Raw genomic sequence first — 26,067 nt, 5'->3', positions numbered from 1 at the left:
GAGGTTTTGCTCTCATGCCGCTTCTGTCTCGGCCGTTGGCGGGTACCTCTTGCCCCTAGTGAGTGCTGTTCAAGTGTTTTTATGCGGGGTTGGGTGTGTACCATTGGTACGTTCTTATACGGTGGGGCGATCCCGCGAATGCTTCGCCCCGGTTACTTTTCTGTACGCGCCCCACCTGCACATACACCACGTTGAGGTTTTATGTTTTCGACTTTTTCCCCTCTTTTTCTGACGGATTGGGGGACTTCCGGTGCTCTTCTGGCTTCGGGCACGACTCTTTCGGATGGGTCGAGCCACGATAACGGACAGTTTGTGTCCATTTTCTGGATTACTTTGGTGGCACTAATTTCTCCGGTTCTTTCACGGCTGACGGGTAAGAAGATCCCTGATGTGGTTTTCCTGCTCATTTTTGGTCTGCTGATTGGCCCGAATATGCTCAACCTTGCCAGCAGTGAAGGCGGTATCCCGCTGCTGAAGGAGCTCGGTCTGGGCATGCTCTTTTTGATTGCGGGCTTTGAGATGAACGTGTCGTCACTGCGTAGCCGCCAGGGCTATAGCGCTATTGCCACGTGGCTTGTGTGCTTTGCGTTGGGTATGACGGGTGCGGCGGTGATTACGTCGTTCTCGCATGAGCTGAATACGTATATTGCGGTGGGCGTGGCGCTGAGTTCTACGGCGTTGGGCACGCTGCTGCCGATGTTGAAGTCTCACGGTGCTGCCGGTACGCCGGTGGGTAATGCGGTGCTGGTGCACGGTGCTGTGGGTGAGCTTCTGCCGATTTTCGCTATTTCGTTGTTGCTGTCTTCGCGTTCGCCGGGTATGGCGATTGTGGTGTTGCTGGCGTTTATGGTGGTTGCGGTTGTTACGGCGCTGATTCCGCATCGTCTGTTTGCGCATGTGCCGGGTCTGCGTCAGATTATGGCTGCGGAGGCGAATACGACCGGTCAGACGGTTCTGCGTCTTGCGATGTTCCTGCTGGCGACCCTGATCATGTGCACTGCTCTCTTTGATTTGGATGCGGTGCTGGGCGCTTTTGCGGCGGGCCTGATTCTGCGTACGCTGACCCCTCCGGCGGCTCTGCATATGATGACTCGCCGCCTTGAGGTGGTTGGTTTTACCTTCATGATTCCGTTGTTCTTTGTGGTCAGCGGTATGGGTATTGATGTCTCTGCCGTGGTGGCGAATCCTTTGGGTCTGCTTGCCGTGGTGGTGGGTATTTTGCTGTGTCGTGGTGTTCCGGTTCTGTTGGCGGAGCATTTTTTCGATACCCGTTCGGGTTTGACCACTCGCGCGCAGAAGGTGCAGTTGGCGCTGTATTCGGCGGCGGGTCTGCCGATTATTGTGGCGGTGACGGAGGTTGCGACCAGTTCGGGCCTGTTGGAGGAGTCCACGGCGTCGCTGCTGGTTGCCGGTGGCGCGCTGACGGTTTTGCTATTCCCGCTGTGGGCGTTGGGCATTCGTCAGGCGTTTGGTTCTGCTGAACCGTCTGCGCAGGCGCCGAGCCGTAAGGAGCAGATGAATGCGCTGAAGGCTCAGCGTAATGCGCAGACAAAGCTTGCCACGGGCGTGGTTCCGGTGGTTCGTTTGAAATCGCAGTCTGATGCCGCCTCTGATGCCGGTGCCGGTTCTGACGCTACCGGTTCTGATGCTGGCACCGCCTCCGGAACCTCATCTGAAACCTCATCTGATACTTCCTCTGAGGCTGCCGCTGAGGTGAAGAAGGGTAAGGGCTCAGCTGGGGGTTCTGCACAGAAATAGCTGCGGCTACGCTGTGGTTTTTCGGCCTTTCACGGGTAGGCCAACATGGGCGGGTCAATAAGCCGTTTTGAGGGGGTATCCCGCTTACAGTCACCTCAACCCTATGTGGGATTGGGTTTACAAAACCACACACAATGCCAGACAGTCAAAGCCCTGTAAACCAACATGCATCCCACATATAGAGTCAAAGCCCGCCGCGTCCTCTCCAGAGGCTGCAGCGGGTTTTTTGCGCCCGAATGCCCCGATAAATCGGGGGAAAATGAGAATCTTCCTTAAATTCGGATTTTTAATGCAAATATTACAGAACATGACGTGTCTTAGCTTTCTCGATTGACACCTTGTCCTATAAAATTGAAAGCGGACAGGGAATTTCCCTGAAACACACATAAACCAACATACATACACAGAGTCGCTTCCGCCCCAGCGGGAGCTGGCGCACCTCCCCTCTCACACACGGGAGGTGCTCCTTTCGGGAGTATCCGCGACGATACCCCCGGCGGCTCCCAATCACTGAGGAGGATCATATGGGTCAGAAAGGTAATTATTTCTAACCTCACATCTCAAAGCCTCGCACTGAATCCTAACGATTGTCTGCACACACAGTCATTTCCGAAGGAAATATCATGCACCAACTACTCCTCACCGCGAGCACTGGTGGCGTAGAGCTGGACTTCCCGGCCTGGCTCCGAATTACGCACTTCATCAATTTCATTATGATGGGCTTCCTGATTCGTTCAGGTTGGGAAGTTCTCGCCTCTCACCCCCGCCTGTACTGGAACAACCACTGCACCCCGGGTTCCGAGTGGCTCAAGTTCACCAAGGACAAGGTCCCTACCACCCCCGGCGCATTTACTGCGCGCGATGACCAGCGCACCCTGTCTCCCCTGATTTCTCTGCCCGGCAAGGCCCAGATTGGTCTGGGCCGCGCATGGCACGCGCTGGTGACCGTCATCTGGATCGTTAACGGTCTCGTCTACGTCTCCTTGCTGTTCCTGACCGGTCAGTGGCGCCGTATCGTCCCGACCAGCTGGGATATCATCCCGCAGGCGTGGGAATCCATCCAGATTTACGCTGGCTTCCAGATTCCCTCGATTGAGCACTTCCAGCCGTACGACGCTCTGCAGCAGATTATGTACTTCACCGTGGTGTTCATCGTGGCACCGCTGATGATTGCAACCGGTCCGATCATGAGCCCGGCATTCTGCGGCCGCTTCCCCGGCTACGTGCGCCTCTTCCGTAACCGCCAGACCGCGCGTTCCATCCACTTCCTGGGTATGGCGTTCTACTGCGTCTTCACCGTCATTCACGTGGCGCTGGTGTTCGTGGTTCACCCCCAGTACAACATCGCTCACATGATGCTGAACAAGCCCTACAACGAGGTGGACGCAGCACAGTTCGCTCAGGCAGTCACCATGCTCATTGGCGGCATTGTCTTCGCTGTGGCTCTGTGGATTTTCGCTTCGTACTGGTCCCTGCGCGACCTGCGATTCACTCAGACCTTCATTTGGGGTCTGACCCAGCCGATTCGTAACGTCCTGCTGGACCGCATCACCTCCCGTCAGGTGCAGAAGAAGACCTTCACCGATGCGGATATCTCCCCCTTCCACTGGGTTAACACTCGCCCGCCGACAGAGCGTGAGAGCACCGAGTGGAACCGCCTGAAGGAACACGAGTTCGTTGACTACCGCCTGGAGCTGGGTGGTCTGGTGAAGGAATCCAAGTCCCTGAGCATTGATGACCTCAAGAAGCTGGGCAAGGAAGTTAACATCACCATGCACACCTGCATGCAGGGTTGGACCGGCATCGCCAAGTGGGAGGGTGTGCGCCTGCGTGACGTCCTCGCACTGGTCGAGAAGACTGACGACGCTCGCTACGTCATGGTGACCTCCTTCGGCCACGTGGGCCACACCTACGACGGCCGTCCGACCGAACCCTACTACGAGTGCCTGGACATCTCCATGGCAATGGAAGATGAGACCATCCTGGCGTGGGGCATGAACGACAAGCCCCTGCCGGATGTGTACGGTGGCCCGCTCCGTCTGCGTGCGGACTCCATGCACGGCTACAAGATGGTCAAGTGGGTTCAGAAGATTGAGTGGATTAAGGATTACCGCGATGTTGGCGATGGCCAGGGCGGTAGCCGCGAGGACTCCGGTCTGCAGCACTTCGACGCACGCGCCTAAGCACCCACACGGGGCGCTAGGACGCTAACCGTCGATACAGCACAAGATACTACTCCACAGAACGGTGGCGGGAACATGGGCCCGCCACCGTTTTTGTGCCCTCACAACTGGCACCTGCGCCTCTGAAGACGAGAAGCCGCGGGGGCATAAGAAAAGGGCATCAAGAAGAGGGTATAAAGAAACCGCCCGGGAGCCTTAGCTCTCGGGCGGTTTCTTTAGAGGTTTGCCGTCTGGCGCTTTACCTTAGGCGTCGTAGATAATGACGTCCAGGGTACGGGGGCCGTGCACGCCCTCCACGCGGATCAGCTCGATATCACTGGTTGCCGACGGACCGGAAATCATGGTCACGGGGCGGGTGTAGGTGATACGCTCGATCGACTCGGGAACCAGCTCCACCACGGTGGAACGGGGCACCACGCAGATGTGGTGGTCGGGCACCAGGGTGATGGCGCGGCGACCCTCATCGGGGTTGGTGTTCAAGAAGATCGTGCCGGTCTCTGCGCAGGAGACGGTCGAACCGGTCACCACAGCGTCAACTGCGTCCAGTTCCTTCAGGCTCAGGCAGCCGGGCTTGAGGGTGCTACCGGAGTCGGTGACGCGCTTGCGGTCAGCGGTGTCAGCCGGCAGCCACTCCATGTTCAGGCCCTCGGGAACCACGTAGGTGGACTTTTCACCCAGGCGCTCTGCGATGACCTTGGAGATGTTCTCCTTGTTCGCGTGGAACACGTTTGCCTTGTAGTCAATGAGGCGGTCGACGAGCATCTCAATGGTCTGCTCTTCGTTCAGCTCGCTGACGCGGCGGTAGTTACGTACGGGCTCGGGGGCGACGGGTGCGTCAGCCAGGGACGAGCGGATACGTGCGAGGATATCTTCCTTAGCAGAGGACATTAGTTGTTCTCCTTAGCTTCACGGGCTTCCTGAGCAGCCTTAGCGTTTGCAGCCGCTTCAGCTGCCTTACCCTTGTTAGCCTCGATGAGGGCCTGAATGTCAACGCGCTGAGCGTTATCGCGTGCCGGAGCCTGACCCTTCTCCTTCTTCCACCAGTTGCGGAAGGATTCCTTGGGGGGCTCGGGGATGTCGCGGTAAGCGGTCCAGCCGCCGACGATACCGGGAACAGCGGTGATCTTGTGCTTGCGGCCGCTGATCAGGCGGGACATGGGCAGACCACGCTCTGCAATCGACATCATCTTGCCGGAGGTGAAGAGCTTCTTCGCGCCGAGCATCATGCCGTCCATCTGCGAGAAGGGAGCCTTCTTGTTGCCCTCGAACTCGCGGACAGCGTGCTTGGACTCGACATCCTTAGCGCGCAGGTGCACGAGGACCTCGGGGAAGTTAATCTTCACGGGGCAAACCTCGTAGCATGCGCCACAGAGGGAGGATGCGTACGGCAGAGAGTTGTTGTGCGCAGCCTCGATACCGGAGAGCTGCGGGGACAGAATCGCACCAATGGGACCCGGGTAGGTGGAGCCGTAGGCGTGACCGCCTGCGCGCTCGTACACGGGGCACACGTTCATGCAAGCGGAGCAGCGGATGCAACGCAGTGCCTGGCGGCCCAGCTCATCAGCCAGAACGGCGGTACGGCCGTTGTCGATGAGGATGACGTGCATGTTCTGCGGGCCGTCACCGGGGGTCACACCGGTCCACATGGAGGTGTAGGGGTTCATGCGCTCACCGGTAGAGGAGCGGGGCAGCAGCTGCAGGAATGCCTCGTAGTCCTGGAAGGTGGGCAGGATCTTCTCAATACCCATGAAGGTAATGAGGGTGTCGGGCAGGGTCAGGCACATACGGCCGTTACCTTCGGACTCCACGATGGTCAGGGTACCGGTCTCGGCAATACCGAAGTTGGTACCGGAGACTGCCACGGTGGTGTTCAGGAACTTGTTGCGCAGGCGGTTACGCGATGCCTCTGCCAGTTCTGCCGGCTCATCGGTGATGTCCGGGTTGATACCCTCAATTTCGCGCAGGAAGATGTCGCGGATTTCGCGGCGGTTGCGGTGAATTGCGGGCACCAGAATGTGGGAGGGGCGGTCGTGGCCAAGCTGGACGATTTCTTCCGCGAGGTCGGTCTCAATAGCGTTGATGCCGTTTTCCTCGAGGAATTCGTTCAGGCCGGTCTCTGCGGTTGCCATGGACTTGATCTTGATGATTTCGTCCACACCCTGCTCACGAATCAGGTCCAGAGCGATCTGGTTTGCCTCGGTGGCGTTGCGTGCCCAGTGCACGTGGCCGCCTGCGGCGGTGAAGTTACGCTCGAACTGTTCAAGCAGCTCGGGCAGGTTCGCCAGAACGTAGTTCTTGACGGACTCACCGGTGTTACGCAGTTCCTGCCAGTCGGGCAGTTCTGCGGTGACGCGAGCGCGCTTGTTACGGATCGCGTGGGTCACGAAGCGCAGGTTGGAGCGCAGCTGCTCGTTCTTGAGTTCTTCCTTCGCGTACTTGGGGAAGGGGGTTTCTTCGAAAATGTTGCCCTCGCCGTAGTGAACGACCTTGGGCATACCAAGCTGAATAGCGGTCATGAGGTCTTATCTTTCCTTAGGCGATCGAGAGCTCAACGTGCTCAGAGTCGATCTTGAGCGGGTTTTCCTTGGTGGATGCGAGGATCTCCGCGAAGTGGATGGTCTGAACGTTCGAGCCGCGGCGCGAGAGCGCACCACCGATGTTCATGAGGCAGGAGCAGTCGCCGCCGGTGCACACGGATGCACCGGTTGCTTCAACGTTGTCTGCCTTGTCGTTGACCATTGCGCCGGAGACGTCAGCGTTCTTGAAGGAGAAGGTACCGCCGAAGCCGCAGCACTGGTCCATGCCCTCGATCTGGGTGTACTTGATGCCCTCAACGGTGCGGACCAGGTCCTGCTGGCGGGTGCCCAGGCCGAGCATGCGCATACCGTGGCAGGAGCTGTGGTAGGTGACGTGCTCGGGGAAGTAGGAACCGAGCTGCTCAGCGGCGTTGGTGATGCCGAGGATGTCAATCAGCAGCTGGGAGAGCTCGAAGGTGCGGGAAGCAATCTGCTCTGCCTTCAGAGCCAGTGCTTCGTCGCCGCGGCTACGTGCGACCATTGCCTGCTGGTGGCGCAGGGATGCAACGCAGGAGCCGGAGGGGGCTACAGCAACGTCCCAGTCCCAGGAGTCAAAAGCCTCAACGTGGTTCTTCACGATTTCGTAGCCGTCATCGAAGTAGCCGGAGTTGACGTGCATCTGGGAGCAGCAGGTCTGGTTCGGGGGGAAGACAACCTCGTGGCCCAGGCGCTCAAGAATTTCGACGGTGGCGCGTGCTACGCGGGGGTACATGCCGTCAACGATGCACGTGGAGAAGAGTGCAATGCGCATGACTTGTCCGTCCTTTCCTCTGTGTTCAGAGTTTCTCGGTCTCACCGCCTGCGCCTGGGGCAGGCGAGGCACAGTCCGAATAAGTTCGGTCTTCCGTGTACGGCAGTTCAAGGAGGTGAACCGGGGAAGCTGAGCCGGTAGGTTCCGGCTGGTGTGCGCGCCCCAAGTGGAGGTGGGATGCGGTGGGATCAGAAACCGTGGTGATGTCTTTTATCTTCCTTGCCATTTAACACCGTCGTGCGGCTTTTCTCTAGTCGAAATAGAGCATACTTTCCTTGTTAAATAACGGGTTAGGTCGACCTGACCTTAAGGTATATTTCCCTACCTTCCGGTACATGTGACCTCATCTCCCATGCACCCCCCGTAAGACCCCTATATTCTTTTCGCAGATTGAACATTTATCAAACACACAGAAGTGGACCATAAACCCCCTAGAAATCCGCCGTTCTGAAGATTTTATGGTTGTTTTATGGGGCTTTTCCTTTTTAAAACAACATTCTTTTCGGGTATATGCGTCCAAATGAAGACTCTCCCCTGGGTAAACCAATGACCCATACACCCAACTCGTGATGTATCTGAAAATATTCGAGTTTCAGAACCTGGAATTAACTATCAGAACCGCAATATTTCGGCAGTTTCACTGGAAGCGAGCCCAGGTTCCGGTCGCCTTCCACAAAAATGAGTCAGGTCACTTTTGGTGAAACACCACATTATCCGGTACTCTTCTAAACATGCGATCAATGGTCTGACCACATCCCCATGCAGGGAACAATGACTCGTTCCCCACAGAATTATCTATGGTCTGACCACACACAAAACACACCCTGAACCAAAGGAGTTCCAGTGGAAACTTATACCGCTGTAACCAATGCAGTGGGAGGTAGCCTCGGCCTCAGCGCGCTCGTGGCAACCATTCCCCTCCTCACCTTCTTTGTGATGCTACTGGGCGTTAAGGCACGCGCTCACTGGTCCGCACTCGTGGCACTGGCAGCATCCATCCTCGTAGCAGCGCTGGGCTTCCACATGCCCGCTGACCTCGCCGGTCTGAGCGCCGTCCGCGGTGGCATCTACGGCCTGGTCATCTGCTGGGTTATCCTCGGTGCAATCTGGTTCTACCAGCTCACCGTTCTCTCCGGCCGCTTTGAAGACCTGCGCCGCGTCTTCGACCGCCTCGGCGGCGGCGACCTGCGCATCCAGGCTATCCTCATCGCATTCTGCTTCGGCGGTCTGCTCGAGGCACTGGCTGGCTTCGGCGCTCCCGTTGCAATTACCGCAACCATGATTCTCGCCCTGGGCGTTAAGCCCCTCAAGGCTGCTATTACCGTTCTGCTCGCTAACACCGCACCCGTGGCATTCGGCGCAGTTGCTGTCCCGATTACCACCGCAGCTGACGTCGGCGGCAAGGACGCACACGTTATCGCAACCATCGTTGGTCACCAGGCTCCGTTCCTGGCAATGCTCGTTCCGCTCATCCTGCTCGTCATCCTCGACGGTATGAAGGGCCTGAAGGACGCTTGGCTGCCCGCACTGATCATCGGTGTTTCCTTCGCAATTACCCAGTGGGTCACCGCTGCTACCCCCGCGTTCAACCTGACCGACGTTGTTGCTTGCATCGTCTCCATGGGTGTTGCTGTTATCTTCCTGCAGTTCTGGAAGCCCCGCGGCGTCGAGGGCGTTCGTGAACGCTACGGCCTGCCCGCACAGGCTGAAGAGAAGGAAGCTCTGCCCGCCGTTCGCGTCTGGATGGCACTGCTGCCCTACGTCATCGTCGTTGCAATCTTCGGTGTTGCTAACCTGCACGCTGGCCTGAAGGCATGGCTGAAGAGCTTCGTCCTCAAGATCGACATCCAGGCTCTGAGCTCCCGCCTCGTCACCGCTGACGGCAAGCCCGTCAAGGATGCAGTCTACAACTTCGCGTGGATGTCCAACCCCGGCACCCTGCTGATCATCTCCGGTCTGGTTGTTGCTGTGGTCTACTTCTTCTTCAACGAGAAGGGCCGCTACGCCTTCAAGTTCCCGGCAATCTTCACCGAGTTCGGTTCCGTTGTCTACCGCATGCGTTGGTCCATCCTGACCATTGCTTCGGTTCTGGCACTGGCATACGTCATGAACTTCTCCGGTCAGACCATTGCTATGGGTACCTTCCTGGCAGGCCTGGGCACCGTCTACGCGTTCCTCGCACCGGCTCTGGGCTGGATCGGTACCGCTGTGACCGGTTCGGACACCAGTGCGAACGCACTGTTCTCCAAGCTGCAGGTGTCTGCTGCTGAGAACCTGCAGCACGCAGGTATCCACGGCGCAACCCCCGAGCTCATGCTGGCTGCTAACACCACCGGTGGTGTGGTCGGTAAGATGATCTCCCCGCAGTCGCTGGCTATTGCTGCTACCTCCGTGGACATGGAAGGCAAGGAATCCGACATCCTCAAGGCTGTCCTCCCCTGGTCCTTCGCTATGCTCCTGTTCGTCTGCGTCCTGGTCTTCCTGCAGACCAACGTTCTGTCCTTCCTGGTTCCCTAATCTGAGGCTCACCCCTTAGAGAGTTCTTGAGGTGAAAGCCTCAAGGGCCGTAGGACATTCGCCCCGGTATTTTCCGGTGGCCACGGCGGGGCGGCGAACCTTCTCGGTTCTGCCGCCCCGCTTTTTATGCCCCTTATGACTCGATACGTTGCCCCAATAGTTTGGGAGAACATGCTGAGTCGAGACTTCTTTTCGTTATCCGCCTCGTTATCAGGAGAGAGTATGCCTCGTTCTTTTGACGACACCCAGCCTGCAGAGGCGCCCCCTGTAGTTGAGCGTCAGCCGATTCTGGCGGACCGCAGCTACAGCATCATTCTGGAGACCTTTGAGCGGCGTCTGCGCCTGGGTGAGTTGCGTGTGGGCGATAAGCTCCCCTCCGAGCGTGAGCTGGCGGCACGGCACGGTATTTCCCGCCCTTCGGTCCGTGAGGGCCTTCGGGTTTTGAACGCGCTGGGTCTGATTCGTTCCAGCACCGGTTCGGGACCGAAGTCGGGTGCGATTATCATTTCGGAGCCGTCGGATGCGCTCAGCTGGGCGCTGCGCATGCACATTGCGACCCGTAGCCTGCCGGTGAAGGACGTTGTCTCAACCCGCCTGCTACTGGAGGGCCCTGCGGCACGTGCGGCGGCTGCCGCGCCGGATACTCCGGAGCGTGCGGCGGCGCTGGAGCGGGCGCGCGCGCATCTGGCGGAGATGGATGAGCAGATCAGCGATGAGCGCTTCCATTTCTGCGATACGCGTTTTCACTATGAGCTGTCGAAGCTTGGCGGTAATATTGTGCTTGATACGGTGATTGACTCTCTGCACATGGCGACGATGAGTTATGTGCAGGAGGCGGTTCCTTTCTTGAAGGATTGGGAGGCGGTCAAGCGCACGTTGCAGCAGCAGCATTACGGCATTATTGAGGCGATTGCTTCTCACGATGAGCAGGCAGCCTATGAGCGGGTGTGCGAGCATATTACGTGGTTTTATTCGCTGTCTGACCGTGCTGCGGAGGAGCGGGCGCGGTTGCACCCGGCGCGGGATATTCTGCACGAGGATTTGTGCCACGAGAACGTACACGATGAAAACACGCACGCTGGCTAGGCTTTGCTTCTCAACCTCATAACCCCACATAGCTAAAGGGCGGTGCCCCGGAAGAATGACCTTCCGGGGCACCGCCCTTTAATTCATAAGCCCTATTACATGCATTCTTATAGGTGCTATACGTCATAAATATATGTTGTGTATCTGTTGTACGGGGGGGGTAACACTCTATCATGTTAGTAATCGGCTCACTACGCTTCTACTCCACAAACGCAGGTTCACACCATATAGCAGGTCTGTAGGTAGCATCCACGATACGCCCGTATCACTGCCGATTCTCGCCCATCAATGATGCTTGAGAAAGGTGAAGTCCATGGCAAAGAAGCCCTTCGCATCCCTCGCCCTTATCGGTATTGCCTGCTGTCTGGGTGTATCGAGTTGCTCCACCACCGTTGAAGTTAAGCAAGACATTCGCAATGTCCTGGCAAGCTACGAGAATCCCTCCCCGGACATTAACGTGGCCCTCGTCAACGAGGTCAAAAAGTGTATGAGCGAGAAGTCCTTCACCTACTCCGGTAGCCAGAACATTATTGACGGCTCCTCCGTTCATGAACTTGCGATGAGTGGCGCCCACTTCGCCAACGAAGAAGCGGCCACCCAGGGATACTGGTCCACCCGGCAGGGCAACGCTAGCTCCAGCAATGCACCCGCGATGGAAAACCCGGCATATCAGAAGGCGTTCCTAGGCGACTCTCAAGCCCCAGACAGCAAAACTGTCACCATCACGATGAGTAACGGTGCCCAGACCAGCATGGCAACAGATTCATGCCTGGGACGTGCGGCAGAGGCTGTCTTTGGCTCAGCAGAAAACTACCTCAAATACATCAACTTCATTAACGAGCTCATCGTGGGTGGATCCAAAAATAACGCAGTAGAAGAAATGGGGAAATACTACCGCGATGACACCACCTACGGTGCCTGCATGAAAGAAAGCGGATACGCCGACATCCAGCACTTCGGAGATGCTCCCAGCTACGCACAGAAAACCTGGGGTAAGTACAAGGCAACCAATGTAGCTGTCAAAGCGGAAGAGCAATCCCTAGCTCATGCTGACTACAACTGCCAAAAGTCCACTGGAATCCTGACTAAAGCACAGAATATCTACTACGAAAAGGCTGCGACCTGGCTCAATGAGCATGAACCGCTCATCCTTGAAGTACGCGATATCGAACGTCAGGCCCAGGAGCGTGCCGCAGCTCTACTCAACGGCAACTAGCCAAGGGCAACTAGCCAACGGCAAATAGTAAACGCTGATTCCTCGTTGGACATTTTCTAGCGAGATTTTTCTACCGATCCTCTGCTCTCAACCGCTTTCACCCGCGGATGAGAGCAGAGGATACACCCCTTTATTCAGCCCCCGCCACGTTGTTACCCTCAGCAATTACCCCTAGTCCCACCCCATATTTCACCGCAGAAAGGTGAACCCATGAACACGCAGCAGAGTTCAGAAAACCCCCGCCGCGCCGCCACGACGGCAACCATACGCGCCTACCTGGTTCCAGTGCTCGTCATTCTGCTCGTCATCACCGGCGGGTTCTCCATCTACGCGCTCAACACGGGGCTACGCACCAATGTTGAATCCAACGCGCAGCCATCCCGAGCCGCGCAACTAACAACCCGCATCAGCACGCAGACTGTTACCCGCACATACTCGGGAGAAGTCAGCGTGTCGTCTGCCCGAAGCTACACCGTGGGAACCCCTCAAGGAGTGGTGACCAGGGACGGCGCCAAAGCGGGCACCCAGCTGAGTAACGGCTCAATTATCACCACTATCAACGAGCGTCCCATCATCGCGTTCAAAGGTAGCATCCCCGCCTACCGTGACCTTGTCGTAGGCGCTCGCGGCGATGATGTTAAACAGCTCCAAGAAGCTCTAGAATCGCTCGGCTATAGCATCTGGGATGATGAAGGAAACTACGGCGAAGCAACCGCCAACGCTGTCTACCGTTTCTACCTCGATCGAGGCTACTACCCTCCCGGGGATACTGACCGAACCGAAGAAGGACGCTACAACACCGCCCTGCCGCTTTCTGAATACCTCTTCGCTGAAGGTAACGAGTACACCGTAGACAACAGCTGCGGTGCCAAAGGCCAAACTTCAACTCCGGCGCTGTGCACCCTATCCGCGGGTGGGTACCGTCTGGTGCTCTCCGCGGATGGTAGCGCTCTCAGCAATGAACTCGCTGAGGGACAGAAAGTCCAGATTCTTAGCGATAACGGAAGTCCGCTCGAAGGCACTCTGGGCGCGGCCCTCACACCCGAAGGCTCAACTAACGCTGACGGCGGCGCTAACGCAGGTGCCTCCAACGGTGCGCAGAACAGCGCGCGATCTAACAGCGATACCTCCGCACCGGGAGCTACTGCGCGGAAACGCTATCCCATCACAACCGACGTGCCGGAAAACACGACGGCATCAACACGTTTTCAAGCAACCGTCACTCTCAACCGAGGCGCTGAAAACGCCCTCGCGGTGCTCGAAGCAGCCGTCAAAACCGAAGAAAACGGAACGCACTCCATCACCCTGGATAACGGTCAGAGCGTTCCCGTCACCCTCGGTGTATGCTCCGCCGGAATCTGCGAGCTCGTCAACCCCACAGCAGAACTCAAGGCAGGCACCGTCGTAAAGCTGAAGGAGCGCTAAAATGCCTCATCACGAGACAGAACGCGCCTTCCCCGCAAGCGCTACCGCCTCAAAACCTAATATCGAGTGCCACAATATTGCGCGTTTCTTCCCGCCCGCCACCTGGGCGCTCAAAAACGCGACCCTCAGCATTCATGAAGGCGAATCAGTGGCCATTACCGGCGCCTCCGGAAGCGGAAAATCTACGCTCCTCTCTATCATCGGGCTACTCGATCAGCCCTCCGAAGGTGAGCTGAAAATATTGGGCCAAAACATGGGCACCGCCAGCGACACCGAGCGAACTGTAGCACGCCGTGAGCACATCGCTTTTGTCTTTCAGGCGTACCACCTTATCGCTCATCTGAACGCCACCGAGAACATTGCCCATACCCTCCGGATGCGCGGCGTACCGGGCCGTCAGGCACATCAGCGTGCGTTGCAGGCACTCGAACAGGTGGGTTTGGGGCACCGTTTGGAGGTTCTTCCACGCAATATGTCCGGTGGTGAACAGCAACGAGTCGCGGTTGCGCGCGCGTTAGCCTGCGCCCCGCGTATCCTACTGTGCGATGAGCCTACAGGAAACCTCGATACTGAAAACTCTCACAAGGTGTTGGATCTGCTCCTCGCCGGCCGTGCGGAGAAGCAAAGCCTGGTCATCATCACCCATGAACCCGATATCTCGGCTCGCTGCGACCGGCAGCTACACATGGTCGATGGGATGCTCGTTAGCCCCGAACTCACTCGTCCCGAAGAACCGGCCCACCAAACGCTCATAGAACCCGTTGTCAGGGGAGGATAGATGCTAAGGAACAACCTTCACTACGCTCTCCTTGCAGTTGTTCGCCGTTGGCGCCGCAACCTGCTCACGGTACTGGCGATGCTCGCGGGAACAACCACCATCATCATGCTGGTGGGCGTCAGCGAGTCGTCAGCGCTCAATACAAGCTCTCAGCTGGCCAGTTACGATTCCACCCGGCTCGGTGTGCGCCTCCAGCCGCAGACCTGGGATATACCGGAGGATGAACTGCTCTGGCGCGTTAACCAAGTTCCAGAGGTTAAAGCTGCCGGTACAGTCACCGTAGATACGCAGACAACGCGTCCACAAGTCAACAGGCCGGGGTATGAGGGCCAGCAAACGCCCCTTGCAGTCGTTTCAGAGGCAGGTTTGAAAGCACGAGGTGCGCACATTGTCGAAGGGCACTTTTCGGAGCCTGCCCGCGAGCGCCCCGGTGAGCCTACCGTCTATCTGGGTGTTGCCCTCGCAAAGGAGCTGGGGGTCAGCGCTGAGCCCGGGCGGAACATAATTGAGGTCAACGGAATGCGAGCCTATGTGCTCGGTATTATCCGTGACGGTGGCAAAAACGCTGCTCTCAGTAGCGCTCTTATTCTGCCGACCACCTCCACTTTCTTGCCGCAAGCCCACACCCTGCAACGCGGTATGGACGTCATCGTGAATCCAGGAAGTGCAGATACGGTCGCGGAACAGCTCAAGCAGGTGCTCGATCCGCAACGCACCCCCGTTGATACAAACATTGAGATTCCACCTTCACCGGTGACTCTTCGTGCTTCCTTGACGAAGGACAGTCGAGCTCTTACGACCATCATCCTAGTGGTTCTTATCGTCTCGACAAGCTTCGGCATTGTGATGACTATGCAGATTTCGGTCTGGGAACGCCGCCGGGAAATCGGCATCAACCGTGCATTAGGGCTGGGACGGCGAGATGTGGCAGTGAGCTTCCTGGCGGAGGCAGCCCTCCTCGGGGCCCTAGGCGCTCTTGGAGGCTTCATCCTCGGTGTTCTCGGTTCCTGGGTTGTGTGCCTTCTCAACGGATGGGCACTATCTCTGCCACCCCTTATCCTAGGGATTCCTTTCCTCGGCTTGGCTGTGGGTATCGTGGCGGGTGCATTGCCCGCCTACGCGGCAACGAAGGTTCAGCCGCTTGAGCTCCTGCAATAAGTGCCCAGCACTAAAGAGCGGTGCCCCGGAAGAATGACCTTCCGGGGCACCGCCCTTTAGCTATCTCAAAGACTTATTCGGCCCGAAATATTGAGTTTAGAACTTCGTGCCGGTCAGACGCTCATACGCCTCAACGTAACGGGCACGAGTCTTCTCCACAACATCCTCAGGCAGGTGCGGCACATTATCCGAACCATCCCAACCCGACTCCGGCGAACGCAGCCAGTCACGCACATACTGCTTATCGAAGCTCGGCTGCGCACGACCCGGCTCGTACTGGGTCGCATCCCAGAAACGCGAAGAGTCCGGGGTCAGCACCTCATCGCCCAGGGTGATCTCGCCGCGGTACGAATCGGTACCGAACTCCATCTTGGTATCCGCCAGAATAATGCCCTGCTCACGAGCGATCTTCTCCGCAGTGGTGTACAGGCTCAGGCTCAGCTCCTCCAGGCGCTCACCCACCGGCTGACCCACCTCAGCGTACAGCTCCTCACGGGTCACCAGCTCATCATGTTCACCCACCTCAGCCTTACCGGTCGGAGTGAAAATCGGGGTGTCCAGGCGGGAACCATCCACCAGACCCGCAGGCAGCTTCACACCAGCAATCTCACCGGTCTCGTTATACGCCGCCAAGCCCGAACCAGTCAGGTAACCGCGCACAATGCACTCCACCGGGAACATGTTCAGCGAACGGCAAATCATCGCGCGACCAGCCACAACATCCGGCACGTCGGTGGACAGCACGTGGTTCGGAACCTGCTTAAGCTGCTCAAACCACCACAGGGACATCTGAGTCAGAATCTTGCCCTTATCCGGGATTTCGGTGGGCAGAATACGGTCAAACGCGCTAATACGGTCCGAGGCGACAACCATAACCGAACCGGCACGCAGCTCAGCGTCATCATTGACAGTCAAGCCGGTAGCGTCAAAACGTTCCTCATTCGGAACGTACAGGTCGCGGACCTTACCGGAATAAATGTGAGTCCAGCCCGGGATTTCCAGGGGGTTAGAACGAGAAGTCATGAGAATTTCTCCTGATGAGGTGGTGTGATGTGGATGCAAAAAGTCTGTGTAATTACAATACCGCGACAGGCACGGCTCCCGATAGTGCCAAGCAGTCACCAATACAGCACAATCTTGAGGCAAAGAAGCGACCGGCTCCCCACCCTCAAGCGGGGAAGCCGGTCACACTAAGGTTTTAGCCGCGCGGAGCGGGAATCTGGATGCGGTTCTCCACAGCCTTCAGCGCAATATCGGTGCGGTACTGCGCGCCAGCCCAAGAGATAGCGCGAACGCCTTCATAGGCGGCGTTACGGGCGGCAGCCAGGTCGTCACCGAGAGCAACAACAGCCAACACACGACCGCCAGCGGTCAGCACGCCCTCCTCGGATGCGGCAGTGCCCGCGTGAATCACGTGCACACCCTCCAGAGCGTTCGCCTCATCCAGACCGGAAATGACGTCACCCTTGCGGGGAGTGTCCGGGTAGTTCTCGGCAGCCATGACCACGTCAACGGCGGTGCGGGGATCCCACTCCAGCTCGGTACCCTCAGAAATTTCACCGCGAGCAGCCGCACGCAGCAGCTGACCCAGCGGGGTGCGCAGACGCGCCAGAACCGCCTGGGTTTCGGGGTCGCCAAAGCGGGCGTTGAACTCGATAACGCGCACGCCGCGGCTGGTCACGGCCAGGCCACAGAAGAGCACGCCCACGAACGGGGTGCCGCGCTCAGCCATACGTGCAACGGTCGGGCGTGCGACCTTCTCCACGACCTCCTGCACGAAGCCCTCGGGCAGCCAGGGAAGCGGGGTGTAGGCGCCCATACCGCCGGTGTTCGGGCCCTCGTCATTGTCGAAAATGCGCTTGAAGTCCTGCGCGGGAGACAGGGGAAGAACGTTCTTACCGTCAGAGATGACGAAGAGGGACACCTCGGGGCCGTCCAGGAACTCCTCGATGACCACAGTGCCGCCAGCGTTGAAGCATGCCTGCGCGTGCTCCAGTGCCGCAGCACGGTCCTCGGTCACCACAACGCCCTTACCTGCAGCCAGGCCGTCGTCCTTGACCACGTAGGGTGCACCGAACTCGTCCAGTGCCGCCTGCGCCTCAGCGGCGTTCGTTGCCACGTAGGCGCGGGCGGTCGGCACGGAAGCCTCTTCCATGACCTGCTTAGCGAAAGCCTTAGAGCCCTCCAGCTGAGCGGCAGCTGCGGAGGGGCCGAAAACGTCAAAACCCGCCTCACGCAACGCGTCAGAAACACCGGCGACCAGCGGCGCCTCCGGGCCAATAACGACCAGGTCGGCGTTCAGTTCGCGTGCCAGGGCGGTTGCCTGGGCGGGATCATTCGCATCAATTGCGTGGACGGGAACATCCTGAGCAATACCGGCGTTGCCGGGGGCGCTGTGCACCTCAGTCACCTCAGGGTCGCGCAGAAGCGCACGGATAATAGCGTGTTCACGGCCACCGGGGCCCAGTACCAAAACCTTCATAGTATTTAGGGTACCCGGTACCCTCTCAAAAATGTGAGCTGAGCACACTAAAAATGCGGCTCTTCTCATGTAGCGGCACATTCGTAAGAATGCGCGCTGGGAGAAGAGCCGCACAGCTCGGCAGTTGAAGCTACCGAATCAAGCTAAAGCACTAGATGAGGGCGGTAATAGCAGCCAGGCCACCGAAGACAATACCGGGAGCGTTCGCGATGATGATCGGGACGTCCTTCTTGGGGCGCCACAGACCGTACAGAACCCACAGGGTGCAGTTCACAGCAGCGACCAGAGGCTGAATCCAGTCACCCTTGTGACCGCTCAGGTTACCGATAATCTGCGGGAAGTAGAAGACGTACATGAGCACTGCGGTCACAGAAGCAACGCGAGCCAGGATGGGGAAGAACTTTGCGTGGAATTCAGATTCTGCGCTCAAACCGCCCTTAGGGGAGGTGCTCTGTGCGGAGGTGGTTGCGGAGGTGTTGTTCTGCTCTGCCATGGATGTACTCCTTTACATGGTTTGCCGCTCACCAATCAAGAGTAAGTTGAGGAGGTGAGGGGCGCTGAGGATGCATACTCGTACCGGGTCGCGTCTAACTAGTTTCGCATAGATATAGGGGTCCCTGGGCTGCAGCAATTTCCTACCGGATGCATTACGCCCGTTCTCAGACTGCATATCGGGGCATGCCAGCCCCACGCTCACCTCCGCGCCACCGAGCGCGAATAGGGTCAAGCCGCACACCCCGTTTAAACTAGAAGAATGACCAACAGCACCACCACACAGGCCATTTCCCACGCCACCCACCAGAGCAGCGCCTTCGACGTAGAACTCGCGCAGCTCACCCGCAACAACCTTGTTGAAGCACGCCACCGCGGCCGCCTCATCCTGCTGGGCCCCGACGGCGATGTGCAGCTAGCCCTCGGTGATATTCACGAGCCTTTCTACCTGCGCTCCGCCGCCAAGCCCCTGCAGGCCATCGGATCCATGAAGGCGGGCGCGCCCCTGCGCGGCTCCCAGGTCGCCATCGCCTGCGGTTCACACCGCGGCACCTTCGAGCAGATGCGCGCCGTGCAGGACGTACTCACCCAGGGCAGCACCGAAACCAACCCGCTCACCCCGGCACACCTGGCGCTCAAGCCCACGCTCCCCTCCGATCAGCAGGCACGCCAGGCCATGACTCAGGCAAACCTCGCCGCTACCGCCCTGGCGCATCCCTGCTCCGGCAAGCACGCCGCGTTCCTATGGGCATGCACCGCCAAGCTTGAGCGCGGCGACCTCGAAGAGGGCTCGCAGAACTGGACCCTGCACAACTACCTCGACCCCGCACACCCGCTGCAGCAGGTCATTACCGAAGAAATTGAGGCGTTCACCGGCGAGCCGGTAGCCGCCATCGGCGTTGACGGCTGCGGCGCCCCCGTGCACGCCGTCTCCCTGCTGGGTGCCGCACGCGCCTACTCGACCCTCGGCTCGGCAATCCGCAACCTCGGGGCGGATGCGCGCGCCTCCACGGTCGCGACCGCCATGGTGGATTACCCCGAGCTGATTCAGGCGCCCGGCTCCCCCGACACCGTGCTCAGCGAAGAGCTGGATGCAATCGTCAAGGGCGGCGCGGAGGGCGTGCTCTGCATTGGTCTGCGTTCGGGCGCGTCCGTGGTGGTGAAGATGAGCGACGGTTCGCACCGCGCCATGTACGCCGTGGCTCTGCGTGCTCTCGTTGCTGGCGGCTACCTGAGCGCCGAGGAATACGAGCGCCTACTCGCTCTGGTGGTTCGCCCGGTGACCGGCGGCTACGTGGACAGTGAGCCGGTTGTGGTGGGTGAGCTGCGCGTACATGCGGAGCTTTTACATGCGGAGCTTTTCACCCGCGAGGATCCGACTCCCGGCGACCCCGAAGAGAACGCCCAGGAAGAGGACTAGTCGTGGCGATTCGACGTAAGACCAGCGAGGAAGTGGGCATGGCGGCGGTCTGCGAAGTACGTGCCTTCTTTGAGGCGCAGTGTGCGGCAACCGGCGAGCCCGCAGATTCGCATGCCCGAGGCGAGTACCTGCTGAACAGCTACCTGCTGAACAGTGCCGAGGTGGAGCAGACGTTTGCCGCGCTCCCCCGCTCGGTACGTGCAACCTTCGTGCGTTTCACCCTGGAGGAGCTGGCGACCCTCGCCCCCGGCAATAGTGTGGAGGTGCGCGTACCCCCGCTGGGCGTGACCCAGTGCGTGGCGGGTCCTCGCCATACGCGCGGCACTCCCCCGTCCGTGGTGGAAGCGCGCCCGCTCGTGTGGGCGGCGCTGGTGCTGGGTGCGTGTTCGTGGGCGCAGGCGGTGAGTGCCGGTGCGCTGGATGCCTCGGGCGAGCGCAGTGACCTTTCGGGCTTGTTGCCGCTCTTCTAGAATTTGCTACGAGCCCGCAGGCTACGAGCCCACAAGCCCACGCAGTTTCATGATTTGGTGTGTTTGCTGCCCGTTCTAGCGTTCCATCCTGAGGTATTTAGCGTATCCTTCACCACAGCGTCTCTGAAACCCGGTACACTTTTAAGGGTCTGGTGTATGCTATGGCACACGCAGGCAGGTGTGAGTGCGGCAACACGCCCCAATCTTGCGCCTGCGCAGACGCATCCGCAGTCCCAACGTCGAAAAGAAGTGAATTGATTCGCCCCGACGGAAAACTCACTCACGACCTCGATCCGATTGACCACGGCCCCAAGGACGCCTGCGGCGTCTTCGGCGTCTGGGCTCCCGGCGAGGACGTGGCAAAGCTAACCTACTACGGCCTGTACGCACTCCAGCACCGCGGCCAGGAATCAGCAGGTATCGCAACCAGTAACGGCAAACGTATCCACGTGTACAAAGATATGGGACTCGTCTCCCAGGTCTTTGACGAAGCCACCCTCAGCTCCATGCCCGGCGACCACGCTATCGGCCATGCCCGATACTCCACCACCGGCGCATCCCACTGGGCTAACGCACAGCCCACCCTCGGTACCACCCCGCACGGCACGCTCTGCCTGGCGCACAACGGTAACCTCACCAACTCGGCTGATCTCTACGACCGTGTGCTCGAAAAGAACGGCGGCAAGCCGCCCAAGCACGGCGAACTCGCCCAGGGCAACACCACCGACACCGCACTCGTCACCGCCCTGCTGGCGGAGCACGATTTCGATTCCCTCGAAGAAGCAGCACTCGACCTGCTGCCGACCCTGCGCGGTGCTTTCTGCCTCACCTTCATGGATGAGAACACCCTCTACGCTGCACGCGACCCGCAGGGCGTTCGCCCCCTCGTACTCGGTCGCCTGGAGCGCGGCTGGGTTGTCGCATCCGAAACCGCGGCACTTGATATTGTCGGCGCGTCCTTCGTGCGTGAAGTTGAGCCCGGCGAATTCCTCACCATTGACGAGAACGGTCTGCGTTCCCAGCGCTTCGCAGAAGCTAAGCCCGCAGGTTGCGTCTTCGAGTACGTTTACCTCGCTCGCCCGGACACCACCATCTCCGGCCGTAGCGTCTACGAATCCCGCGTGGAAATGGGCCGTCAGCTCGCTCGTGAGCACGCTGTTGAAGCTGACCTGGTCATGCCCACCCCCGAATCCGGTGTTCCTGCCGCTATTGGTTACGCCGAAGAGTCCGGTATTCCTTACGGTAACGGCCTGGTCAAGAACGCTTACGTGGGTCGAACCTTCATCCAGCCTTCGCAGACGATTCGCCAGCTCGGTATCCGTCTGAAGCTGAACCCGCTCAAGTCCGTGGTTGCCGGCAAGCGCCTCGTCGTCATTGACGACTCCATTGTTCGCGGTAACACCCAGCGCGCCCTCGTGCGTATGCTCCGCGAAGCCGGCGCGAAGGAAGTGCACGTGCGCATCTCCTCCCCGCCCGTGAAGTGGCCCTGCTTCTACGGTATTGACTTCGCCTCCCGCGCGGAACTGATCGCTAACGGCCTGTCCGTGGACGAAATCGCCTCCTCCCTGGGCGCCGACTCTCTCGGCTTCATCTCCCAGGACGGCATGATGGCAGCCACCGAGCAGCCCGCCGAAAACATGTGTACCGCATGCTTCACCGGCGAATACCCGATTGAGCTGCCCAGCGAGGAACGACGCGGCAAGTCCCTCTTCGACTCCGAGGAGAAGGGCAAGGGCGGCCCCCTCGCCGGTAAGGCTGCTGAGGTGACCGTGGAACGCCCCGTTCCCTCCAAGCCCGAGCACGCCGAGGCTGTCTCCATTGAAACCCGCGAAGGCACCGAAACTCTCGAAACGAAGTTCGACCCCTCCGCAGTACAGATTGCCGAAGACGATGCCGGTATGGGCATGTGCAACCCCGGCCCCGACGCCGACCTCGAGGCACTGCTCACCGAGCAGGACCGCACCCCCGCAAACTCCTCCGCTACCACTACCCCGAAGGAATCCTAATGAGCGAGAACACCACCACCGTAACCTACGCAAGCGCAGGTGTTGACGTAGAGGCTGGCGATCGCGCCGTTGAGCTGATGAAGGGCGCTATCAAGGCGACCCACAACTCCTCCGTCGTTGGTGGCGTGGGCGGCTTCGCGGGCCTGTACGACGTCTCCGAGCTCGTCAAGTACCGCAAGCCCTACCTGGCTACCTCCACCGACGGTGTGGGCACCAAGGTCGCTATTGCGCAGGCACTGGATATTCACGACACCATCGGTTACGACCTGGTCGGCATGGTCGTGGACGACATTGTCGTGTGCGGTGCGAAGCCGCTGTTCATGACCGACTACATTGCCACCGGCAAGGTCGTTCCCGAACGTATCGCTGACATTGTGCGCGGTATCGCTGGCGCATGTGCACAGGCTGGTACCGCACTGGTCGGCGGCGAAACCGCTGAGCACCCCGGCCTGCTCGCAGAGGACGAGTACGACGTTGCGGGCGCAGCAACCGGTCTGGTTGAGGCAGACGAGCTGCTCGGCCCCGAGCGCGTGCGTGAGGGCGACGTGCTGATCGCTATGGCGTCCTCCGGTATTCACTCCAACGGCTACTCCCTGGTCCGCAAGGTCCTGAACGTTGCCGGCTGGGGCCTGGAGCGCCAGGTGGACGAGCTGGGCCGCACCATCGGTGAAGAACTGCTCGAACCCACCCGCGTGTACGCGGCAGACTGCCTGGATTTGGCGGCAGCATTCCCCGTCAACGGCGAAGACGGCACCACCGGCAGCGGTGTGCGCGGCTTCTCCCACGTGACCGGCGGCGGCCTGGCTGCTAACCTGGCTCGCGTTCTGCCCCAGGGCCTGGAGGGCCGCGTGGACCGCTCCACCTGGCAGATTCCCGCAATCTTCTCCCTAATCGGTTCGCTGGGCAACGTGCCCCTTGCCGACCTGGAGCGCACCCTGAACCTGGGCGTGGGCATGATTGCTATCGTTGACCCCTCCGTGGCTGAGGCTGCTACCAAGCGCCTGAACGACCGCGGCATCCCCTCCTGGATTATGGGTGACGTTGTTGCCGCCGGCGAGCCCGAGGCTAACAACCCCGATTACGTTCAGGGCGCTAAGGGCGTGGACGGCGGCGCGGTTCGCCTGCTGGGCTCCTACGCTTCCTAAGGAGGCTTTCTCCAGTAGACAGCGAGCGCTAGTTTGCTGGTGCTGATGATTCGATGGGCCGGGGCGGTCACCATGCGGTGGCCGCCCCGGTCTTTTGTGTGCCTACCGGCAGGGTGTGCTGTCAGCACTGCCAGCTATGAGTGCCACCAGGTTTTTATTTATTTTCACGCACATTTCGGTTGGTTTTTATCTTTTAATATCAACCACATTTTTAATGCATTTCAGTGCTTACACCACAGTGTTAAAACATCTACTTATCACCCCACTTTCCAAGGGCACCACGTAGCTCACCTCGCATACCTAAACATTCAAGTTTCACTTACATAAACCCTTAATGATTAGGCACTATTCAGCCTGTATGGGTTGATTTTATGCACATTAACCCAAGAAAACTGCCTTAAAAATCCCTAAAGCTCACCCTGAAGTGATACCTTAGAAATGTACGTTGCACACCGTCCAAAATGAGTTCTTCCGGGACGAAAAAGGGTCAAATAAACGCTATTCCCTCACCCCATTCATTACTTCAGCGCGCCCAAAAACAGGCCCCTTTTGCCGCCCAGTAAAAACTCCATACGCACCTTGTGCACCTACAGACGGAGACAGCAGTACACATCACGCAGTCCGTATACCACCTACATCAGGAGAACCAGATGGGGCTTCCATACATCGGCGCATGCCGCGCTGAAACACCTCCTCGCCACTACCCCGATAACCGTCGCCGCACGCGCCCCGCACACGCAGCCATGAGCCTGCTCACCGCCGGCGCACTCCTCTTCGGAGGCGACCTGCCCGCCGTCCTCGCGCAGGCACCCAGCGACGAAGCCATCCTGGCAGCAGCCCAGGCGGCACCCCAAATCGAAGGGCCCGTCAGCCCCCTCAATCTGATGCGCAATGGCGCAGCACGCCCTAACACCCCCACCGCGCCTGCTCCAGGTACGCTCCCCCAGCAGAAGTTCGACCGCTTCATCGTCACCTACACCGACGAAGCCAAGCAGCGTAAGCAGCAGAACGAAGGCAATCGGGATGCAATCCAAGACATTGCTAATGACGTTAAAGACACCGTTGATATTGCCAGTGAATCTCTGAACATCGACACCCAAACCCTGCGCAGTACCTCCACCAATGACGCCGTCATCCAAACCTCCAAAACCCTCAACAAAAATGAGGCGAAGGAGTTCATGGCGAAGGTCGCCTCCGACCCGGACGTAGCTTCCGTCGAACCCGACTACATCAACTACCCCGCCGCAGAAGGCGACATCACCTTCCAGTACAACGACCCGCAGTACAGCAAGCAGTGGAACCTCACCAACCCCACCACCGGCGTTCAGAACACCGGTAACGCACGCCTGCGCCGCGGCGCATACGTGAAGGTCGCCGTACTCGACACCGGCTACGTACCGCACCCCGACCTGGTCACCGGCATGGCGAACGGCTACGACTTCGTCAGCGACCCGCTCAGTGCCCGCGACGGCGACGGCCGCGACCCCAATCCCAGGGATGAAGGCGACTACGCGCCCTACAACCTCTGTAAGGATCAGGCGAACGCCCACATCTCCACCTGGCACGGCACCAGCGTTGCCGGCATTATCGGCGCCCGCGGCAACAACGGCATGGGCATGGTTGGTACCGCCGACCTCGCCCGCGTGCAGCCCGTGCGCGTGCTGGGCCGATGCGGTGGCCGCACCTCCGACATTGCCGACGCCATCATCTGGGCAGCCGGCGGACACGTTGACGGCGTACCGGATAACACCTACCCCGCCAAGATCATCAACATGTCTATCGGCACTGTGACCCGCTGCCCCGCCGCTTACCAGCGCGCGATCGACATTGCCCGCTCCAAGGGCGCACTCGTGGTCGCCGCGGCTGGTAACGGCAACACGGAAGCCTCCAAGTACGCGCCCGCCAACTGCATGGGCGTCATCACGGTTGGCGCAACCACCAAGGCTGGCACGCGAGCGTCATTCTCAAACTACGGCACGAGGGTTAACATCTCGGCGCCGGGTGAGGACATTCTCACCCTGTCCATGAAAAGCCTCAACCGCCCGGATTACACTAAGTTCAGCTACGACTACGAGAGCGGCACTTCCATGGCGGCACCTCATGTCTCCGCTCTGCTGGCGCAGCAGCTGGTCAACGGCACCTCCATGACCACCAAGCAGGTCGAGGAGGCGTTTACTCTCACGGGGACGAACCGCATCAAGTGCGATAAGTACTTCTGTGGACGAGGCATTATCAACAGCTTCAAACTGGCTAAACAAGCTGGAAACCTGGACGCGAATGGTAAGGTGACCTTCCTGCGGCCGCGCAAGGTCATTTCTAAGGGTCTGAGCGCCGGAGCGTCTAACACCAAGATTGCGGACGACACCGGGGCCGTAGCCACCACCGAGGAAAACCGCACCGATGCCCACAGCCAGATTCCTGACGACCGGATTCCCGGCGCCCCCGCCACGGAAATCCCCGAAGATGCCCAGGTCTATGACCTGAACGGTGACGCCGAACCCATCACCCAGGACGAGCCGCTGGTCACCAACCCCGCGCAGAAGCCCCGCGAGGTCAATGAACAATAAGCTATCCGCTACGGACGCCACACCGGGCCCAGCCGAC

General features: G+C 59.3%; 19 protein-coding genes. 13 read left to right on the top strand and 6 right to left on the bottom strand.

The window, feature by feature from the left end:
* The first annotated feature begins 201 nt into the window (after positions 1–201).
* Positions 202–1,758 carry a cation:proton antiporter gene (locus ACP3RB_RS00695; protein WP_426699156.1) on the top strand — a complete coding sequence of 519 codons (1,557 nt, stop codon included), beginning with the start codon at positions 202–204 and terminating at the stop codon, positions 1,756–1,758.
* 623 nt (positions 1,759–2,381) lie between these two features.
* Positions 2,382–3,941: a molybdopterin-dependent oxidoreductase gene (locus tag ACP3RB_RS00690; RefSeq protein ID WP_060824325.1), complete on the top strand. Its 1,560-nt coding sequence runs from the start codon at positions 2,382–2,384 to the stop codon at positions 3,939–3,941.
* Between the two features lie 243 nt (positions 3,942–4,184).
* On the opposite strand, the gene ACP3RB_RS00685 is transcribed toward ACP3RB_RS00690, so the two are convergent.
* From ACP3RB_RS00685 to ACP3RB_RS00675, 3 genes are read right to left on the bottom strand one after another with little or no spacing between them, the layout of a single operon-like run.
* Positions 4,185–4,829, bottom strand: coding sequence for a LutC/YkgG family protein (locus ACP3RB_RS00685; RefSeq protein ID WP_012902909.1), 645 nt, complete (start codon positions 4,827–4,829; stop codon positions 4,185–4,187).
* A complete protein-coding gene (locus ACP3RB_RS00680; protein WP_426699155.1) occupies positions 4,829–6,457 on the bottom strand; it encodes a LutB/LldF family L-lactate oxidation iron-sulfur protein in 1,629 nt (542 codons plus the stop codon). The genes ACP3RB_RS00685 and ACP3RB_RS00680 overlap by 1 nt, the downstream gene beginning before the upstream one ends.
* A 16-nt stretch (positions 6,458–6,473) precedes the next feature.
* Positions 6,474–7,268, bottom strand: coding sequence for a (Fe-S)-binding protein (locus ACP3RB_RS00675; protein ID WP_311451854.1), 795 nt, complete (start codon positions 7,266–7,268; stop codon positions 6,474–6,476).
* A gap of 843 nt (positions 7,269–8,111) precedes the next feature.
* On the opposite strand from ACP3RB_RS00675, the gene ACP3RB_RS00670 reads away from it, so the two are divergent.
* From ACP3RB_RS00670 to ACP3RB_RS00645, 6 genes are all read left to right on the top strand, one after another.
* Positions 8,112–9,785 carry an L-lactate permease gene (locus ACP3RB_RS00670; protein ID WP_303960462.1) on the top strand — a complete coding sequence of 558 codons (1,674 nt, stop codon included), beginning with the start codon at positions 8,112–8,114 and terminating at the stop codon, positions 9,783–9,785.
* A 222-nt stretch (positions 9,786–10,007) separates the two neighbouring features.
* Complete coding sequence (locus tag ACP3RB_RS00665) at positions 10,008–10,871, top strand: FadR/GntR family transcriptional regulator (RefSeq protein ID WP_426699154.1); 864 nt, start codon at positions 10,008–10,010, stop codon at positions 10,869–10,871.
* Between the two features lie 313 nt (positions 10,872–11,184).
* Complete coding sequence (locus ACP3RB_RS00660; protein ID WP_426699153.1) at positions 11,185–12,087, top strand: adenylate cyclase; 903 nt, start codon at positions 11,185–11,187, stop codon at positions 12,085–12,087.
* A gap of 210 nt (positions 12,088–12,297) precedes the next feature.
* On the top strand, positions 12,298–13,512 hold the full coding sequence (locus tag ACP3RB_RS00655) for a peptidoglycan-binding domain-containing protein (RefSeq protein WP_426699152.1): 1,215 nt from the start codon (positions 12,298–12,300) through the stop codon (positions 13,510–13,512).
* A 1-nt stretch (position 13,513) separates the two neighbouring features.
* Positions 13,514–14,290, top strand: a complete 777-nt coding sequence (locus ACP3RB_RS00650; protein WP_426699151.1) for an ABC transporter ATP-binding protein — start codon at positions 13,514–13,516, stop codon at positions 14,288–14,290.
* A complete protein-coding gene (locus ACP3RB_RS00645) occupies positions 14,291–15,448 on the top strand; it encodes an ABC transporter permease (protein ID WP_426699150.1) in 1,158 nt (385 codons plus the stop codon).
* 96 nt (positions 15,449–15,544) lie between these two features.
* Here the strand turns inward: ACP3RB_RS00645 and ACP3RB_RS00640 are convergent, their stop codons facing one another.
* The 3 genes from ACP3RB_RS00640 to ACP3RB_RS00630 form a co-directional block, all read right to left on the bottom strand.
* On the bottom strand, positions 15,545–16,471 hold the full coding sequence (locus ACP3RB_RS00640; RefSeq protein ID WP_426699149.1) for a phosphoribosylaminoimidazolesuccinocarboxamide synthase: 927 nt from the start codon (positions 16,469–16,471) through the stop codon (positions 15,545–15,547).
* Between the two features lie 175 nt (positions 16,472–16,646).
* The gene (gene purD / locus ACP3RB_RS00635; protein WP_426699148.1) at positions 16,647–17,930 is read right to left on the bottom strand and encodes a phosphoribosylamine--glycine ligase; all 1,284 of its coding nucleotides are present in this window, start codon (positions 17,928–17,930) and stop codon (positions 16,647–16,649) included.
* A 151-nt stretch (positions 17,931–18,081) separates the two neighbouring features.
* Complete coding sequence (locus tag ACP3RB_RS00630; protein WP_315294036.1) at positions 18,082–18,423, bottom strand: SemiSWEET family transporter; 342 nt, start codon at positions 18,421–18,423, stop codon at positions 18,082–18,084.
* Positions 18,424–18,684: 261 nt separating this feature from the next.
* Here ACP3RB_RS00630 and ACP3RB_RS00625 point away from each other — a divergent pair, with 261 nt between their 5' ends.
* From ACP3RB_RS00625 to ACP3RB_RS00605, 5 genes are all read left to right on the top strand, one after another.
* Positions 18,685–19,842 carry an asparaginase gene (locus ACP3RB_RS00625; protein WP_426699147.1) on the top strand — a complete coding sequence of 386 codons (1,158 nt, stop codon included), beginning with the start codon at positions 18,685–18,687 and terminating at the stop codon, positions 19,840–19,842.
* 2 nt (positions 19,843–19,844) lie between these two features.
* A complete protein-coding gene (locus ACP3RB_RS00620) occupies positions 19,845–20,312 on the top strand; it encodes a sterol carrier family protein (RefSeq protein WP_426699146.1) in 468 nt (155 codons plus the stop codon).
* A gap of 254 nt (positions 20,313–20,566) precedes the next feature.
* On the top strand, positions 20,567–22,318 hold the full coding sequence (gene purF, locus ACP3RB_RS00615; RefSeq protein ID WP_426699145.1) for an amidophosphoribosyltransferase: 1,752 nt from the start codon (positions 20,567–20,569) through the stop codon (positions 22,316–22,318).
* Positions 22,318–23,463 (top strand): phosphoribosylformylglycinamidine cyclo-ligase, encoded by a 1,146-nt coding sequence (gene purM / locus ACP3RB_RS00610; protein WP_005504604.1) that lies wholly within the window; start codon positions 22,318–22,320, stop codon positions 23,461–23,463. Before purF ends, purM begins: the two co-directional genes overlap by 1 nt.
* A gap of 650 nt (positions 23,464–24,113) precedes the next feature.
* Entirely contained in the window at positions 24,114–26,030 is a 1,917-nt protein-coding gene (locus tag ACP3RB_RS00605) for a S8 family peptidase (protein WP_426699144.1), read from the top strand.
* The last annotated feature ends 37 nt before the right edge of the window (positions 26,031–26,067 follow it).

This window comes from Rothia mucilaginosa, from assembly GCF_049990865.1.
Lineage (GTDB): Bacteria > Actinomycetota > Actinomycetes > Actinomycetales > Micrococcaceae > Rothia > Rothia mucilaginosa_I.
Note: the sequence above shows the minus strand (reverse complement) of the source record. Positions and strands in the feature narration are given on the sequence as shown.

Bases quoted from the DNA above. Each gene is read 5' to 3' on its own strand.
- ACP3RB_RS00640 (WP_426699149.1), bottom strand. From the start codon at position 16,471: ATGACTTCTCGTTCTAACCCCCTGGAAATCCCGGGCTGGACTCACATT.
- ACP3RB_RS00685 (WP_012902909.1), bottom strand. From the start codon at position 4,829: ATGTCCTCTGCTAAGGAAGATATCCTCGCACGTATCCGCTCGTCCCTG.
- ACP3RB_RS00665 (WP_426699154.1), top strand. From the start codon at position 10,008: ATGCCTCGTTCTTTTGACGACACCCAGCCTGCAGAGGCGCCCCCTGTA.
- purM (WP_005504604.1), top strand. From the start codon at position 22,318: ATGAGCGAGAACACCACCACCGTAACCTACGCAAGCGCAGGTGTTGAC.
- ACP3RB_RS00650 (WP_426699151.1), top strand. From the start codon at position 13,514: ATGCCTCATCACGAGACAGAACGCGCCTTCCCCGCAAGCGCTACCGCC.
- ACP3RB_RS00680 (WP_426699155.1), bottom strand. From the start codon at position 6,457: ATGACCGCTATTCAGCTTGGTATGCCCAAGGTCGTTCACTACGGCGAG.
- ACP3RB_RS00625 (WP_426699147.1), top strand. From the start codon at position 18,685: ATGACCAACAGCACCACCACACAGGCCATTTCCCACGCCACCCACCAG.
- ACP3RB_RS00655 (WP_426699152.1), top strand. From the start codon at position 12,298: ATGAACACGCAGCAGAGTTCAGAAAACCCCCGCCGCGCCGCCACGACG.
- ACP3RB_RS00675 (WP_311451854.1), bottom strand. From the start codon at position 7,268: ATGCGCATTGCACTCTTCTCCACGTGCATCGTTGACGGCATGTACCCC.
- ACP3RB_RS00645 (WP_426699150.1), top strand. From the start codon at position 14,291: ATGCTAAGGAACAACCTTCACTACGCTCTCCTTGCAGTTGTTCGCCGT.
- ACP3RB_RS00605 (WP_426699144.1), top strand. From the start codon at position 24,114: ATGGGGCTTCCATACATCGGCGCATGCCGCGCTGAAACACCTCCTCGC.
- ACP3RB_RS00690 (WP_060824325.1), top strand. From the start codon at position 2,382: ATGCACCAACTACTCCTCACCGCGAGCACTGGTGGCGTAGAGCTGGAC.
- ACP3RB_RS00695 (WP_426699156.1), top strand. From the start codon at position 202: ATGTTTTCGACTTTTTCCCCTCTTTTTCTGACGGATTGGGGGACTTCC.
- purD (WP_426699148.1), bottom strand. From the start codon at position 17,930: ATGAAGGTTTTGGTACTGGGCCCCGGTGGCCGTGAACACGCTATTATC.
- ACP3RB_RS00630 (WP_315294036.1), bottom strand. From the start codon at position 18,423: ATGGCAGAGCAGAACAACACCTCCGCAACCACCTCCGCACAGAGCACC.
- ACP3RB_RS00660 (WP_426699153.1), top strand. From the start codon at position 11,185: ATGGCAAAGAAGCCCTTCGCATCCCTCGCCCTTATCGGTATTGCCTGC.